This is a genomic window from Kluyvera fluvialis (genome assembly GCF_059725275.1).
Genome location: NZ_AP046142.1, coordinates 3,209,247 through 3,223,767, shown reverse-complemented (window position 1 = coordinate 3,223,767; position 14,521 = coordinate 3,209,247). Strand labels below are relative to the sequence as shown.

Below are 14,521 nucleotides of genomic sequence, written 5' to 3'. Positions count from 1 at the left end.
GTAAACAAATAAGGCTAAAACAAGGATTAAATTCAAATGGTTACATCATTATTAAATGGAGTGAACCGCACGCTGTCGCATGAGGATTTCGGCAAGCTGTTATTGCGCCTTGTGGTTGGCGGGCTGATGTTATTTCACGGGCTGCATAAACTTTTTGATGGCGTAGACGGTATTAGCGGTATGTTGGTGGCGAAAGGGCTACCGGGATTCATCGCTTACGGTGTGTTGATTGGTGAAGTGGTAGCGCCCATCCTGCTGATTTTGGGCATTTTGACTCGCCCGGCGGCGCTGGTGCTAGCCTTTACGATGATCGTTGCCTGGCTGATGGTTGGGCTGGATGAAACCTCCATGCTGGATAAAACTGGCGCATGGGCGATTGAAAGCCTGGTGTATTTCTTTGTTGCCGGTTTAGCCATCGCCTTCCTCGGCGCGGGAAAATACGCATTAGGCGGCAATTCCGCCTGGCGGTAAATCGGACATGCCACTCGGCATGGGAAAACCTCACTCGACTTTATGTTGGGTGAGGTCATTGAATAATGATGGGTGTAACCTCGCTCAATATCTTCCTTTATAGAGATGATCTCTCTGCCATAAATAAAATTTTGCCAGCATTTATCGTATTTCGGCAGGAATACCGCTGAAATAATTTTTTGATGTTATTAGATATCATCTGAATGCATTACAAAAAGCTGTTGACTCATATGTCTGTATTATCTGCGCCCATTCGGTGGCGTAATGATGCCGATAAAATTTATTTGCGCCCTAACTCAAATTAAACAAGGTGAACATCTACATTCATCTTAATTATGTTACGATTTTATAAAATACAACATCGTTATATCAGTGGAGTAAATATGGCGTTTTTAGGGAACAAGCTCTCAATAGGAAATTTAAAAGACAAAGTAGAAAGTGCCAAAAACAAAGCGCTAGAAACGGCCGGTTCACTGAAAGACTCGGCCGGTAATCTGGGTAATGCCGCCATAGACACTGGTAAAGATTGGGGTGCTAAGGCTAAAGACGCTGGGGATAAAGCGACCCATGCCGCCAAAAAAATGGCGGGAGATACCGTTGATGCGGTGCAAAATTTTGACTTAGAAAGCAGCAAAGAAAAGGCGAACGAGCTGGTTTCACGCGGTGTCTCGAAGACGACTGACTATTTCAGGAAAACCCTCGAAGTTGATAAAACAACGATGGAAGTCGTCGATGAAATTCGTTCCCGCTTGCCTACGCCAGTATCGACGGTTGACCAGATATTTGATCAATGTCGGGATGAAGCCCTTCGTCGTGCTGTTTCTGTCTTTATGTTAGGGCCAATCCTTAATAACCTTGATGATCAAAGCGCTCTTAAATACGACAAACTCAGCGTTAACTGGCAAGAGTTTCGTAAAAACAGTGAAAACGATAGTCTTATTGGATCAAAACATCAAAACTATGCCGAAATGAAAAACGCCATCAAAGATGACGGCATGATTGTTGATAATGGCTATAACCGTGATGATCCGCTGATTAAACAAAAAGGGAATATTGACGTTGAACACGTGACGTCACGTAAAGCGCTTTTCAGCGATGTGTTACTCAGTGTTGGCTTAACCAATAAAGAACTCGGCGATGTCATGAATGACAGCCGCAATTTGGTTTATGCAGATAAAAAAACAAACTGCCAGAAAAGCGATCACGATCTCTGGGAATGGATTGATAAATTCAAAGATGCTGATCAGCCCGATGATAATAAAGTGGTGATCACTATTAGAAGTACGGGCGAGAAGCGGGTGCTTGATAAGCGCGACCTTGAAGATGCTTATGACAATAGTAAAAAGGCGGTGCGTGAAGCCAGGCTTTATGCAGGCCTGGAAGTTGCCTCTACGATCGTAAAAAGTGGAGCGGGTATGGCGTTACAGCAGGTGGTTGGCCTGATTGTCGTTGAAACCTTAGATGTATTCATGGATGAAATTAAAAACTTCAAACTGATGACTAAAGATGGGTTGGTGAAAGACCTTCAGGAGAAAAAAGAACGAATCCATTCCCGTTTAAATCAGCGATTTGAAGAACGACAAATTTGGGCAAGAGCACGTGAGCTGGGGATTGAGTCTGGCGTTTCCGGTGCGCTAAGCGTTCTGCCTCAGATAATCATTTCTCTGTTCGTGAAGATGCCTTCCTTCGTGTATACCATCATCAGAGAAAGTACGCTGAGTGTGGTGCGCAGCGTTCGCGTGTTGTGCAGCAATGACGACGGGAAACTGGATAGCCTGAAAGTTATTATGTTTGGAACGGCTTCAGCAATTGCGGGTGTATATGTGCAGCGTGTTATCACGACGGCAATAAGTGGAGTGCCATTGCTGAATAAATTTAATAGCCAGATCTCTTCGGTATTATCGGGGATGATTGTGATGGCTATCCCTCTGATAGCTATCTATACGTTCGATCAGAATAAACAGAAGATTATGCTTTGCCTGAAGAAAACACCGGCAGTGACACCGCCTTCGCCGCTGGCGGAAGGGTGATGACTCTTTAATGACTAAAAAAACGCCGCTCTGGTTGACCCCGAGCGGCGTTTTTACTTTTACGCGACTGATTATGCCAGCACTAAATCACTCTGCGGGTGGCAAGAGCAGGCCAGCACATAGCCTTCGGCAATTTCAGCGTCGGTCAGCGTCATGGTGCTGGTGACGGTGTAGTGACCATCAACCACTTTGGTTTTGCAGCAACCGCAAACGCCCGCGCGGCAGGCAGCAACCACCGGCACTTTATTGCTTTCCAGCGCGTCCAGTAGCGTAGTGCCTACCGGTGCGTAGAACTCTTGTGCTGGCTGTAGTTTGGTGAACTTCAGGCCACTGCTTGCGGCATCGGCAACCGGAGTAAAGAACTTCTCTTTGAAGAAGCGGGTTACGCCCAGCGCTTTGACTTCCTGCTCAACCATATCCATGTACGGAGCTGGCCCGCAGGTCATTACGGTGCGCGAGGCTAAATCTGGCACGCTTTTCAGCAGGTCGGTGGTCAGTCGGCCAGAAACAAAGCCCTCGGTGGCATTGTTTTCTGCAACCAGCGTCACCGGATACTGACGCCACTCCTCGGCAAAAATCACATCCTCAGGCGAGCGCACGTTAAAAATAACCTGTACATCCGCCTGTGGGCGATATTTTGCCAACCAGCGACGCATCGACATAATCGGCGTTACGCCACAACCCGCCGCCAGCATCAGGAATTTGTCTTCTGCTTTATCGTCACAGGTAAACTCACCCATTGCATCAGACAGCCAAATGTAGTCGCCGCGCTTCACATCGCGGGTCAGCCACTGAGAGCCAGCGCCATCATCGATACGGCGAATGGTCAGCGTGATGTATTCGCTAACGCCCGGTGTCGAGGAGATGGTGTAGGCACGCAGCGTATCCGCCGAATTCCGTACGCTGACCAGTGCATACTGGCCGGCGCGGTACGGATAATAGTCGTGGCATAACAACGAAATCGTCCACACATCCGGCGTTTCCTGATGGATGTGATGAACCTGCATCCGCCACGGGCACTGAGGGGTTGGCATCGTCATGGTTAAACTCCTTACGCGCTCAGCAGTTGCTTCATGTCTTCTTCAACGGTGGTCACGGAACGCAGACCGAATTTTTCGTTGAGAACGGCCAGCAGATCCGGCGTGAAGAAGCCCGGTGCAGTTGGGCCGGTGACGATGTTTTTCACACCGAGAGACAGCAAGGTCAGCAGAATAACGATCGCTTTCTGTTCGAACCAGGACAGTACCAGAGACAGCGGCAGGTCGTTCACGCCACAGCCCAGTTTCTCGGCCAGAGTCACCGCCAGGATGATGGCAGAGTAAGCGTCGTTACACTGACCAGCATCGACCAGGCGCGGCAAGCCTTCGATATCGCCGAATTCCAGTTTGTTGAAACGGTATTTCCCGCACGCCAGGGTCAGGATCAGGCAGTCGTCCGGTACGCTGGTGGCGAAGTCGGTGAAGTAGTTACGTTCGCCACGTGCGCCGTCGCAGCCGCCGACCAGGAAGATGTGACGCAGTTTTTCACGGCTTACAAGGTCAATTAAGGTATCCGCCGCACCCAGCAGGGTCTGACGACCGAAACCGACGGTGATCAGGTGTGGAATTTCGCTGTACGGGAAACCTGCCATTTGCTGCGCCTGAGCGATAACCGGGCCGAAGTTGTCGCCTTCGAGGTGGCTCACGCCTGGCCAGCCGACGATGCTACGGGTCCAGATACGGTCGTCGTAGGCGCCAACGGTTGGGTCAATGATGCAGTTAGAGGTCATTACGATGGGGCCAGGGAAGCGTGCGAACTCCACCTGCTGATTCTGCCAGCCGCTACCGTAGTTACCCACCAGGTGTTTGAATTTACGCAGCTCCGGGTAGCCGTGCGCAGGCAGCATTTCACCGTGGGTATAGACGTTAACGCCAGTGCCTTCGGTTTGTTCCAGCAGGTTGTAGAGGTCTTTCAGGTCGTGACCGGAGATCAGAATGCACTTGCCTTCAGTCGCTTTTACGTTGACCTGAGTGGGCGTTGGGTGACCGTATTTGGTGGTTTCACCGGCATCCAGAATGCTCATCACTTTGAAGTTCATCTGGCCGATTTCCATTGAGCACTCCAGCAGAGCGTTCATATCGGAAGGCCAGGTCCCCAGCCATGCCATGATTTTGTGGTACTGAGCATAGATGTCGTTGTCGTACTGACCCAGAACGTGTGCGTGCTCCATGTAAGCTGCCGCGCCTTTCAGGCCGTACAGGCACAGCAGACGCAGGCCGAGAATGTTCTCGCCAATGGTTGCTTTGTCTTTGTTTGGGGTAAATTCTGCGGCTTGCTGTTGCAACGCACCGAGGTCATCGCTCACCAATTGCAGCTCAGCCATTGGGTTGTCTACGGTGGCGTTGGCGTCTACTGCCAGGCATTGTGCTTTCAGCGCTTCACGCAGAGCAATGGCTTCACGCGCGTAACCGACGATGCGTGGGGAGTCAAAGTTAACGTTGGTCAGAGTAGAGAAGAACGCGCGCGGGGCAAAATTATCAATCTCGTGGTCGATAATGCCGTATTCACGCGCTTTGACCGCCCATGCGGACAGACCTTGCAGGGAAGCAATCAGCAAGTCTTGTAGATCCGACGTTTCAGCCGTTTTCCCGCACATACCCTGCGCGTAAGAGCAGCCGTTTCCTGCCGGAGTACGGATGGTTTGTTCACATTGCACACAAAACATGGTCACACCTTTTTTAAAGTTATATTTAATATACATGTTTAAGGTTAAGCCCGTGCTATACGCTTGAAAAGGCATTTTTAGTGGAACTTGGCGGGAGGTTGATTTAGCGCAATTTTGGCGGCAGCAGACGCTACCGCCTTAGGAGTATCAAGCGGTGAAGAAGGCCATTAATATCGGAACGAGCAGGCTCAGAATAAAGCCGTGAACAATGGCCGGTGGCACCATTTCTACGCCGCCGGAGCGCTGTAACACTGGCAGGGTAAAGTCCATTGACGTTGCGCCGCACAGGCCAAGCGCCGTAGAACGGCTGCGGCGAACCAGACCGGGGATCAGCATAATCGCGAGCAGCTCGCGTACCAGATCGTTAAAGAAGGTGGCGCTACCAATTACAGGCCCAAATGCATCCGTCAATAAAATACCGGACAGCGAATACCAGCCGAAGCCAGAGGCCATCGCCAGCCCGGTTTTAATCGGCAAGTCGAGAATGACAGCGTTAATGACGCCCGCGACCATTGAACTGGCAGCAACCACTAGGGCAATAAGCATTCCCCGGCGGTTAAGAATAATTTGGCGCAGCGTCATGCCACTATTACGTAGCTGAATACCCACGAGGAACAGCAGGAAAATAAGCGTATATTCGCTGGCGTCAGTCGCATGTTGTAAAAAAGACAAACCGCTCAGACCGACGACAAACCCGCCAATCACCACAAAACATAGCTTGAGTGATTCCAGCGCCATCGCTAATCGGGAAGGTAATTTCTCCTGATGATGCGGATGCCCCCACGGACGAACTTTTTCAATCCACAGGAGTGCCAGCATATTGCAGATAAAAATAACCACAATACTGATAGCAGAATAGTGAAAAATAGCTAACAGGTTAGAGGTTAAATTATCCAGAAATGCGAGGCTGATTCCCATAAAAAAGAGAATAAGATAAACAATCCAGCTCAGCAGACGATTAATGAGCTGTAACGCACCTCGGTGAGTAAGAGGGATCAGATAGCCGATAATTAACGGCACCAGAATGATTAGCAATCCCGATAACATGACTGACACAGTTCCTTGCAGTATTTACATCGCGCACAGACACTACAGAAAACCGCATACTGAGTAAAGCCATGAAAAAAGAAAGACCCGGAAAGCCCGGGTCTGGAGTGACTGTCGGTGTGTTCCCGGCGTTAGCGCCAGGGCGCATTGACCGGGTTACCGCATTACTTTTTTTCCAGCAGGGTGCGATAGATAACGCCACCCAGGATACCGCCGATGATTGGCATAACCCAGAACAGCCACAGCTGATCCAGTGCCCAACCGCCCTGGAAGATAGCGACTGCGGTGCTACGTGCAGGGTTAACGGAGGTGTTAGTAACCGGAATGCTGACCAGGTGAATCAGGGTCAGTGCCAGGCCGATAGCAATCGGTGCGAAACCTGCCGGTGCGTTTTTATCCGTAGCACCGTGAATAACCAGCAGGAAGCCACAGGTCAGGACGATTTCGATAACGATAGCAGACAGCATGGAGAAGCCGCCTGGAGAGTGTTCGCCGAAGCCGTTAGAAGCAAAACCGCTGGCTGCTGCGTCAAAGCCTGCTTTACCGCTAGCAATAACATACAGAATGGCGGCAGCGATGATCCCGCCAACAACCTGAGCAATAATGTAGCCAATCACTTCTTTCGCCGGGAAACGACCACCGGCCCACAGACCCAGAGTAACCGCCGGGTTAAAGTGACCGCCAGAAATATGACCTACAGCATAAGCCATAGTGAGAACAGTTAAACCAAACGCCAGGGCAACGCCTGCAAAACCAATCCCTAGTTCCGGGAATGCCGCAGCCAGAACGGCGCTACCGCAACCACCAAATACTAGCCAGAAGGTGCCGAAACACTCTGCAGCCAATTTTCTAAACATAACCACCTCGGTATCAAAAAATATTATCGTCACAAGGGATGACGACACAATTTACGCCTGTTTATACCCGTCATACTTCACGTTGCCAGGGGATTCGCTCAGTTGCCGCCTACAAGCAACGCGAATTATTGGGGGTATATTCAAAAGCCAGCATAATTGGCGCTATTTTAAAAACGAACGTCATCCTTTAACCAGTTAAATAAATACGCGAAATTTGATACAAAACAATGCGGTGTTATTCCTTAAACAATTTGCGTGATGAATTAGAGTGTAGTGCATTCTTTTCGGAATAATCGCAAAGGAGGGTTGCTAGCGCACTTTATTACTTTAGCTGGTGAATAAAGCAGCAGATTGTCCTTATGCGTAGGGGGCAGTGCGTGTCAAGCCATGCGCATCCCGCTATACTGCCGATAATGAAAGGACAGCAGGTATCGTGTAACGGAGGAGTTATGCTTCTTGAACGCACCGAGATTGCAGGGTTTCGCGGCATTAATCGTTTATCGTTAATGCTTGAGGAGAATAACGTCTTAATCGGCGAAAACGCATGGGGTAAATCGAGCCTGCTGGATGCGTTAACGCTGCTACTTTCCCCGCATGATGGGCTGTACCATTTTGTCCATAATGATTTCTGGTTCCCGCCGGGCGATGTCCAGGGGCGTGAACATCATCTGCATATTATCCTCACCTTCCGCGAACATGAACCAGGGCGCTATCGTGGACGCCGCTACCGTGGTTTATCAGATTGTTGGTCGCTGTGTGATGACGGTTATCAGCGTATTTTTTACCGTCTGGAAGGTGAACTCGCCGCCGACGGTAGCGTGCTGACGCTGCGCAGTTTTATCGACCGCGATGGGCAGGCGCTTGAGTTGGATGATATTGATAGCAAAGCGCGTGAGCTTATCCGCCTGATGCCGGTGCTGCGTTTGCGCGATGCCCGCTTTATGCGCCGCATCCGCAATGGCACGGTGCCGAATGTGCCTGATGTCGAAATTACCGCTCGCCAGTTGGATTATCTTTCCCGTGAATTAGTCACCAGCCCGCAGAATTTAAGCGATGGGCAAATTCGTGAAGGCTTATCGGCAATGGGGCAACTGCTGGAACACTACTTTTCTGAGCAGGGTTCTGGCCCGGCAATCCAACGTTTAATGCGCCGCCGCTCGCACGATGAACAGCGAAGCTGGCGGTATCTGGATTTAATCAACCGCGTGATTGATAAGCCGGGGGCGCGTAACCATCGGGTTATTTTGCTGGGGATGTTCGCCACGCTATTACAAGCTAAAGGCACGGTCAGGCTGGATAAAGACGCGCGCCCGCTGCTGTTGGTTGAAGACCCGGAAACGCGCCTGCACCCGATAATGCTCTCCGTTGCCTGGAGCCTGTTGAATCTGCTGCCTTTGCAGCGTATTGCGACGACGAACTCCGGCGAGTTGCTGTCGCTAACGCCGATGCAGAATGTCTGTCGATTGGTGCGCGAGTCATCTCGCGTCTCGGCCTGGCGCTTAGGGCCGGAAGGGATGAACGCCGAAGACAGCCGCCGTATCTCTTTCCATATTCGCTTTAATCGCGCGTCTTCGCTGTTTGCCCGCTGCTGGCTGCTGGTGGAAGGCGAAACTGAAACCTGGGTTATTAACGAACTGGCGCGCCAGTGCGGTCACCATTTTGATGCTGAAGGGATAAAGGTGATTGAATTTGCGCAGTCAGGCTTAAAACCGCTGATTAAATTTGCCCGCCGAATGGGCATTGAGTGGCATGTTTTGGTCGATGGCGATGAAGCGGGGAAAAAATATGCGGCTACCGTGCGCGGCTTGCTGAATAACAACCAGGAGCTGGAGCATCATCATCTGACCACGCTACCGGCGCTGGACATGGAACACTTTATGTATAAGCAGGGGTTTTCTAATGTGTATCACCGCGTGGCGCAACTGCCGGAAAATATCCCGATGAACATGCGGCGCGTGATAACCAAAGCGATTCACCGTTCTTCAAAACCGGATTTAGCGATTGAGGTGGCGATGGAAGCTGGGCGGCGGGGAATTGAAGCCGTGCCGCCGCTGCTGAAAAAGATGTTTTCCCGCGTCGTCTGGCTGGCGCGCGGGAAAGCGGATTAACGCTGGATGTTGTCAATAATCTGCTGCTGGAGCGCATCCAGCAGCGTGTAACGGCGGCGATACTCAGCGCGCTTCTTACTGGCGATTTCTTCCATCGTTTTACGCGGTAATGCCAGCGGCAGCACGTAGTCGCTCTCGGCATCAACCGTAGCCCCCAGAGACTCCCAGAAGCTGTTGTAGTCTGCGTGCAGTTTGTCACGTTTTTTGCGGCGATAGCGCACACTGCGATAAATGTGCGTTTCATTACTGACGGCGCGAACGTGCTCTACCGACAACAACGTGCCCAGCGTGAGTAGCGCGTCAACCACCAAACGTTTTGGGAACAGGCCGTGACAGGCTTTGGTGGCGCCCTGAATCAACTGATGCGGAACATTCGCTTTTGCCCCTTGCAGCCCACCAATAAAGAACGTATTCACACCATTATATTGGCAAAGGGTGAAGGTTAACTCTGCCAGCACGGTGTTGTTTTCATCATTAAAGGTGAGCGTCGCTTCACCTTCTTTATCCAGCATGGCATCGGCGCGCAGACGAATGCTGTACAACTGCTCGTCTTTGCCCGCAATCGTCGCCAACTGCGCGCCGCTGGTCGACAGGTAGCCTTTCGCGATGTTGTCAGGAAGCTGGCCGAGCAGGTGCTGATAATGCCAGCACAGCGCATCAATTGTCTGCTGTGCGCTCATATGCATGGATAACCACGGCCGATGTAACCGGCATGGCAGGCCTGGCTGAACGTGCAAAATTTGCATCAATTGCGGCTGTGTTGCCAGACGGGCCAACAGTTTCTGCGTTTTCAGCGGTGTGGTGAGTGAACGCAGGACAAACTTACGTCGATACGCCGGATTATTCCACGCGCGACCCGGCGTTAAGGCTCCGCTCGCCAGTAAGCGGAAAAGCTGCCAACTGGATTCGGGCTGCGGGGAGGTGGATTGCGAAAGATCGGCGACGCTAGACATAAGCTGTAAATCTCATTGGTGGGGGGATGTGCTTATTCCAACAGGATGAGATTCAACGGTTTTTCAACGAATTAAAATAAATGAAAAATATATAATCTTGTTGAATGATTATTTATATTAATGATTGTTACTTAATGTAAGTATTCTCCCATCGCCCGGCGGCGATGGGAGATCAGGGCAGAATGCTAGCTAAAAAGGCTGGACATCTGGGTCTGAATTTCATCCAGCAACGCGTAGCGGCGGCGGTATTCCGCTCGTTTTTTACTGGCGATTTCCGCTTCATCTTTGCGCGCGATAATCCCCGGAATGTGGAAATAGCCTTTTTTATCGCATTCACCGCCGACGGCTTCCCAGAAGGAGTCGTAGTCAGAGAGAATTTTTTTGTTCTTATCCTGGTAACGTTCGCCACGGAAAATATGCACTTCGTTACTGACGGCAAGAATTTGCTCAACCTGTAGGCGTTCGGCAAAACGGCATACGGCTTCCATCACCAGGCGTTTCGGGAACAACCCATGACAGGCCTTCGTCGCCCCCTGAATCGCTTCGTGTGGCAGGTCTGGTCTACCGCCCTGAAGCCCGCCAATAAATAACGTACGTTTATTTTGATAGGCCAACAGGGCAAAGGTCATTTCTGCCAGTACGTCGCCGTCGCTATTACGCATAAGAATGGTGCTATCGCCTTCTTTATCCAGATTGACCTGCATCGTCAGCTCAAAGGTAAATAGCTCACCATTTTTACCTTCTATTTTCGCCAGCGGTAAAGACTGGCTATTCAGGTAGGTTTTTAACTCTTCAGGGGACATGGCTTGAGACAACAGCGTATAGTGATAACGCAGCGCATCCAGTACCTGATGACGGTTAAAATTCACCGCCAAATAAGGACGATGTAGGCGAACGGGCAGGCGAGGCTGGCGTTTCAGTAACGTGTCCAGGTTAGGCCATTGAGACAGTTCGTGCATCCATTCACGGCTTAAACGTGGCATTAACAGCGATCGCAGCATAAACTTCCGGCGAAAGCTGCGTTTATGCCAATGTTCACCTGGACGCCATTGACCGCTAAACAGGCTTAAAAAGAGGCCTGCACCGGTGTATGAACGAGAAGGCGCAAGTGAATTTTCGCTGAGCTGTGACATGATTTACGACCTGGAAGGGAAAACTTTTCCATATTTTACAATTAGAAATTTAAACAAAATCTCAATAGGTGTGTGGTTTTTTGCACTATCGAACGGTCGTTTAATTCTCATTGACGTTAACTTTTCCATTCTGTCGTATTAACTGGGGAATTCAGGATTTTTATGAACATCAAGGGAAAATTGAAAAAACGGTATTTGATTGCTATTGCCATTCTTATTTTTGTGGTTATTGCAGTCTGGCGGACGCTGAATGCGCCGTTGCCCAATTATCAAACGTTAATTGTGCGTAAGGGCTCCCTTGAACAGAGCGTTCTGGCGACCGGTAAACTGGATGCGCTGCGTAAAGTCGATGTCGGCGCGCAGGTCAGCGGGCAGTTGAAAACGCTGTCGGTAAATATCGGCGATAAAGTCGTGAAAGATCAGCTTTTAGGGGTTATCGACCCGGAACAGGCAGAAAACCAAATAAAAGAGGTTGAAGCGACGTTAATGGAACTGCGCGCCCAGCGTATGCAGGCAGAAGCCGAATGGAAGCTGGCGAGTGTGACTTATTCGCGACAACAACAGTTGGCAAAAACACAGGCGGTTTCTCGCCAGGATCTCGACACCGCCGCGACGGAAATGGCGGTGAAAAAGGCGCAAATTATCACTATTGATGCGCAAATTAAGCGTAATCAAGCCTCGCTTGATACCGCCAAAACAAACCTTGATTTTACCCGTATCGTTGCGCCGATGGCGGGTGAAGTGACCCAAATCACCACACTGCAAGGGCAAACGGTTATTGCGGCGCAACAGGCTCCTAATATTCTTACGCTGGCAGATCTCAGCACTATGCTGGTGAAAGCGCAGGTTTCTGAGGCCGATGTTATCCACCTTAAACCCGGTCTGAAAGCCTGGTTTACCGTGCTGGGCGACCCGTTAACCCGCTACGAAGGAACGCTGAAAGATATTCAGCCAACGCCGGAGAAAGTCAACGACGCCATCTTCTACTATGCCCGTTTTGAAGTGCCAAACCCGCAGGGCGTGCTGCGCCTGGAGATGACCGCGCAGGTACATATCCAACTCGGCGGCGTCAATAACGTACTGACGATTCCACTGTCGGCGCTGGGCGATAACGTCGGCGATAACCGCTACAACGTGCGCTTACTGCGCAATGGCGAAGTAAAAACCCGTGAAGTCGTGATTGGCGCACGTAATGATACGGACGTGGAAATTGCCAAAGGGCTGGAAGAGGGCGACGAAGTGATCATCGGTGAAGGCAACGCCGGAGCCGAACAATGACCGCACTGCTCGAACTGACGGATATTCGCCGTAGTTATCCTTCAGGTGATGAAAGCGTTGAGGTGCTGAAAGGCATTTCGTTGCAGATTAACGCCGGGGAAATGGTGGCGATTGTCGGGGCTTCAGGTTCCGGTAAATCCACCCTGATGAATATTCTCGGCTGTCTGGACAAACCCACGAGCGGCACTTATCGGGTGGCGGGCGTGGATATTGCCACGCTCGACAGCGACGCGCTGGCGGCGTTACGTCGCGAGCACTTTGGTTTTATCTTCCAGCGTTATCATTTGTTGTCGCATCTGACGGCGGCGCAAAACGTCGAAGTGCCCGCCGTATATGCGGGCATGGAGCGCAAGGCGCGGCTGGTACGTGCGAAAGAGTTGCTACAGCGCCTGGGGCTTGCCGATCGCGTGGATTATGCGCCGTCGCAGCTTTCCGGCGGCCAGCAGCAGCGCGTGAGTATCGCCCGTGCGCTGATGAACGGCGGCCAGGTGATTCTGGCGGATGAACCAACCGGCGCGCTGGATAGCCATTCCGGCGAAGAGGTGATGGCGATTCTCCATCAGCTCAAAGAGCAGGGCCATACCATTATCATCGTCACTCATGACCCGCAGGTGGCGGCGCAGGCCGAGCGAGTGATTGAAATTCGTGACGGCAAAATTATCCATAATCCTCCCGCGCGCCAGACCACGGTCACGCCACACCAGCCAACGAAGCAAACCACCTCTGGCTGGTTGCAGTTCAGCAACAGTTTCCGTGAAGCGCTCTCTATGGCCTGGCGGGCGATGGTGGCGAATAAAATGCGCACCTTGCTGACCATGCTGGGGATTATTATCGGCATCGCCTCGGTGGTGTCGATTGTGGTCGTCGGGGATGCCGCCAAGCAAATGGTGCTGGCAGATATCCGCGCAATTGGCACTAACACCATTGATGTCTATCCGGGGAAGGATTTCGGCGATGACGACCCGCAGTATCGGCAGTCATTGAAATATGACGACCTGCTGGCGATTGAAAAACAGTCATGGGTGAGTTCGGTGACGCCGTCGGTGTCAAAAAACCTGCGTATACGCGCGGGCAATGTTGACGTTGCCGCTGGCGCGCAGGGTATCGGACAGCACTATTTTAACGTCTACGGCATGACCTTCAGCGAAGGGAATACCTTTAATGAGGTGCAGGCTGCGGAACGCTCGCAGGTGGTGGTGCTGGACAACAACAGCCGACGCCAGTTGTTCCCCAATAAACCGAAGGTCGTGGGCGAGGTTATCCTCGTTGGCAATATGCCCGCCACCGTCATTGGTGTGGCGGATGAGAAGCAGTCGATGTTTGGCAGCAGTAGCGCTTTGCGTGTCTGGCTACCGTATTCCACGATGTCCGGGCGTGTGATGGGGCAATCGTGGTTAGACTCGATTACCGTGAGGGTGAAAGAGGGCTACGACAGCAGCGTTGCCGAGCAGCAGCTTACCCGCTTGCTGAGCCTGCGGCATGGCAAGAAAGATTTCTTCGTCTGGAATATGGACAGCGTCTTGAAAACCGCAGAACGCACCACACATACATTACAGCTGTTCTTAACGCTGGTGGCGGTGATTTCGCTGGTGGTTGGTGGGATTGGCGTGATGAATATCATGCTGGTGTCGGTGACGGAGCGCACGCGGGAAATCGGCATTCGTATGGCGGTGGGCGCGCGGGCGAGCAATGTTCTACAGCAATTTTTGATTGAAGCCATCCTGGTTTGTTTGGTGGGTGGCGCGTTGGGCGTGATGTTATCGCTAATGATTGCGCTAATATTGCAACTGGTGCTGCCTGGTTGGGAAATTGGTTTCTCACCGTTGGCACTTCTCACGGCCTTTATTTGTTCGACCTTAACAGGCGTGCTTTTTGGCTGGCTACCTGCGCGCAATGCGGCGCGGCTAGATCCGGTCGATGCATTGGCGCGGGAATAATTA

Annotated in this window: 11 protein-coding genes; 5 read left to right on the top strand and 6 right to left on the bottom strand. The window is 51.4% G+C overall.

Features of this window, described 5'->3' with window-relative positions; translation table 11 throughout:
* Positions 1-36 precede the first annotated feature (36 nt).
* Both AC6I4B_RS15195 and AC6I4B_RS15190 read left to right on the top strand, forming a co-directional pair.
* Entirely contained in the window at positions 37-471 is a 435-nt protein-coding gene (locus AC6I4B_RS15195; protein WP_497766255.1) for a DoxX family protein, read from the top strand.
* Positions 472-854: 383 nt separating this feature from the next.
* On the top strand, positions 855-2,501 hold the full coding sequence (locus AC6I4B_RS15190; protein ID WP_497766253.1) for a hypothetical protein: 1,647 nt from the start codon (positions 855-857) through the stop codon (positions 2,499-2,501).
* A 71-nt stretch (positions 2,502-2,572) separates the two neighbouring features.
* On the opposite strand, the gene hcr is transcribed toward AC6I4B_RS15190, so the two are convergent.
* The 4 genes from hcr to aqpZ form a co-directional block, all read right to left on the bottom strand.
* On the bottom strand, positions 2,573-3,541 hold the full coding sequence (hcr, locus tag AC6I4B_RS15185) for an NADH oxidoreductase (protein WP_497766252.1): 969 nt from the start codon (positions 3,539-3,541) through the stop codon (positions 2,573-2,575).
* An 11-nt stretch (positions 3,542-3,552) separates the two neighbouring features.
* Entirely contained in the window at positions 3,553-5,205 is a 1,653-nt protein-coding gene (gene hcp, locus AC6I4B_RS15180) for a hydroxylamine reductase (protein ID WP_497766250.1), read from the bottom strand.
* A 147-nt stretch (positions 5,206-5,352) separates the two neighbouring features.
* A complete protein-coding gene (locus tag AC6I4B_RS15175; protein ID WP_497766249.1) occupies positions 5,353-6,252 on the bottom strand; it encodes a LysO family transporter in 900 nt (299 codons plus the stop codon).
* 164 nt (positions 6,253-6,416) lie between these two features.
* Positions 6,417-7,109, bottom strand: a complete 693-nt coding sequence (gene aqpZ / locus AC6I4B_RS15170; RefSeq protein ID WP_497766247.1) for an aquaporin Z — start codon at positions 7,107-7,109, stop codon at positions 6,417-6,419.
* 449 nt (positions 7,110-7,558) lie between these two features.
* On the opposite strand from aqpZ, the gene AC6I4B_RS15165 reads away from it, so the two are divergent.
* Positions 7,559-9,217, top strand: a complete 1,659-nt coding sequence (locus tag AC6I4B_RS15165) for an ATP-dependent endonuclease (RefSeq protein ID WP_497766246.1) — start codon at positions 7,559-7,561, stop codon at positions 9,215-9,217.
* Here the strand turns inward: AC6I4B_RS15165 and AC6I4B_RS15160 are convergent.
* Positions 9,214-10,170: a VirK/YbjX family protein gene (locus tag AC6I4B_RS15160; RefSeq protein ID WP_497766244.1), complete on the bottom strand. Its 957-nt coding sequence runs from the start codon at positions 10,168-10,170 to the stop codon at positions 9,214-9,216. The two genes, AC6I4B_RS15165 and AC6I4B_RS15160, sit on opposite strands and share 4 nt — an antisense overlap.
* Before the next feature lie 185 nt (positions 10,171-10,355).
* Positions 10,356-11,303, bottom strand: a complete 948-nt coding sequence (locus AC6I4B_RS15155; RefSeq protein WP_497766243.1) for a VirK/YbjX family protein — start codon at positions 11,301-11,303, stop codon at positions 10,356-10,358.
* A 162-nt stretch (positions 11,304-11,465) separates the two neighbouring features.
* On the opposite strand from AC6I4B_RS15155, the gene macA reads away from it, so the two are divergent.
* Both macA and macB read left to right on the top strand, forming a co-directional pair.
* Positions 11,466-12,581, top strand: a complete 1,116-nt coding sequence (macA, locus tag AC6I4B_RS15150) for a macrolide transporter subunit MacA (RefSeq protein WP_497766241.1) — start codon at positions 11,466-11,468, stop codon at positions 12,579-12,581.
* Positions 12,578-14,518 (top strand): macrolide ABC transporter ATP-binding protein/permease MacB, encoded by a 1,941-nt coding sequence (macB, locus tag AC6I4B_RS15145; RefSeq protein ID WP_497766240.1) that lies wholly within the window; start codon positions 12,578-12,580, stop codon positions 14,516-14,518. Before macA ends, macB begins: the two co-directional genes overlap by 4 nt.
* Positions 14,519-14,521 lie beyond the last annotated feature (3 nt).

Coding starts and splice junctions, on each gene's coding strand:
- AC6I4B_RS15160 (WP_497766244.1), bottom strand. CDS start 10,170: ATGTCTAGCGTCGCCGATCTTTCGCAATCCACCTCCCCGCAGCCCGAA.
- AC6I4B_RS15195 (WP_497766255.1), top strand. CDS start 37: ATGGTTACATCATTATTAAATGGAGTGAACCGCACGCTGTCGCATGAG.
- AC6I4B_RS15175 (WP_497766249.1), bottom strand. CDS start 6,252: ATGTTATCGGGATTGCTAATCATTCTGGTGCCGTTAATTATCGGCTAT.
- aqpZ (WP_497766247.1), bottom strand. CDS start 7,109: ATGTTTAGAAAATTGGCTGCAGAGTGTTTCGGCACCTTCTGGCTAGTA.
- macB (WP_497766240.1), top strand. CDS start 12,578: ATGACCGCACTGCTCGAACTGACGGATATTCGCCGTAGTTATCCTTCA.
- AC6I4B_RS15165 (WP_497766246.1), top strand. CDS start 7,559: ATGCTTCTTGAACGCACCGAGATTGCAGGGTTTCGCGGCATTAATCGT.
- hcr (WP_497766252.1), bottom strand. CDS start 3,541: ATGACGATGCCAACCCCTCAGTGCCCGTGGCGGATGCAGGTTCATCAC.
- hcp (WP_497766250.1), bottom strand. CDS start 5,205: ATGTTTTGTGTGCAATGTGAACAAACCATCCGTACTCCGGCAGGAAAC.
- AC6I4B_RS15155 (WP_497766243.1), bottom strand. CDS start 11,303: ATGTCACAGCTCAGCGAAAATTCACTTGCGCCTTCTCGTTCATACACC.
- macA (WP_497766241.1), top strand. CDS start 11,466: ATGAACATCAAGGGAAAATTGAAAAAACGGTATTTGATTGCTATTGCC.
- AC6I4B_RS15190 (WP_497766253.1), top strand. CDS start 855: ATGGCGTTTTTAGGGAACAAGCTCTCAATAGGAAATTTAAAAGACAAA.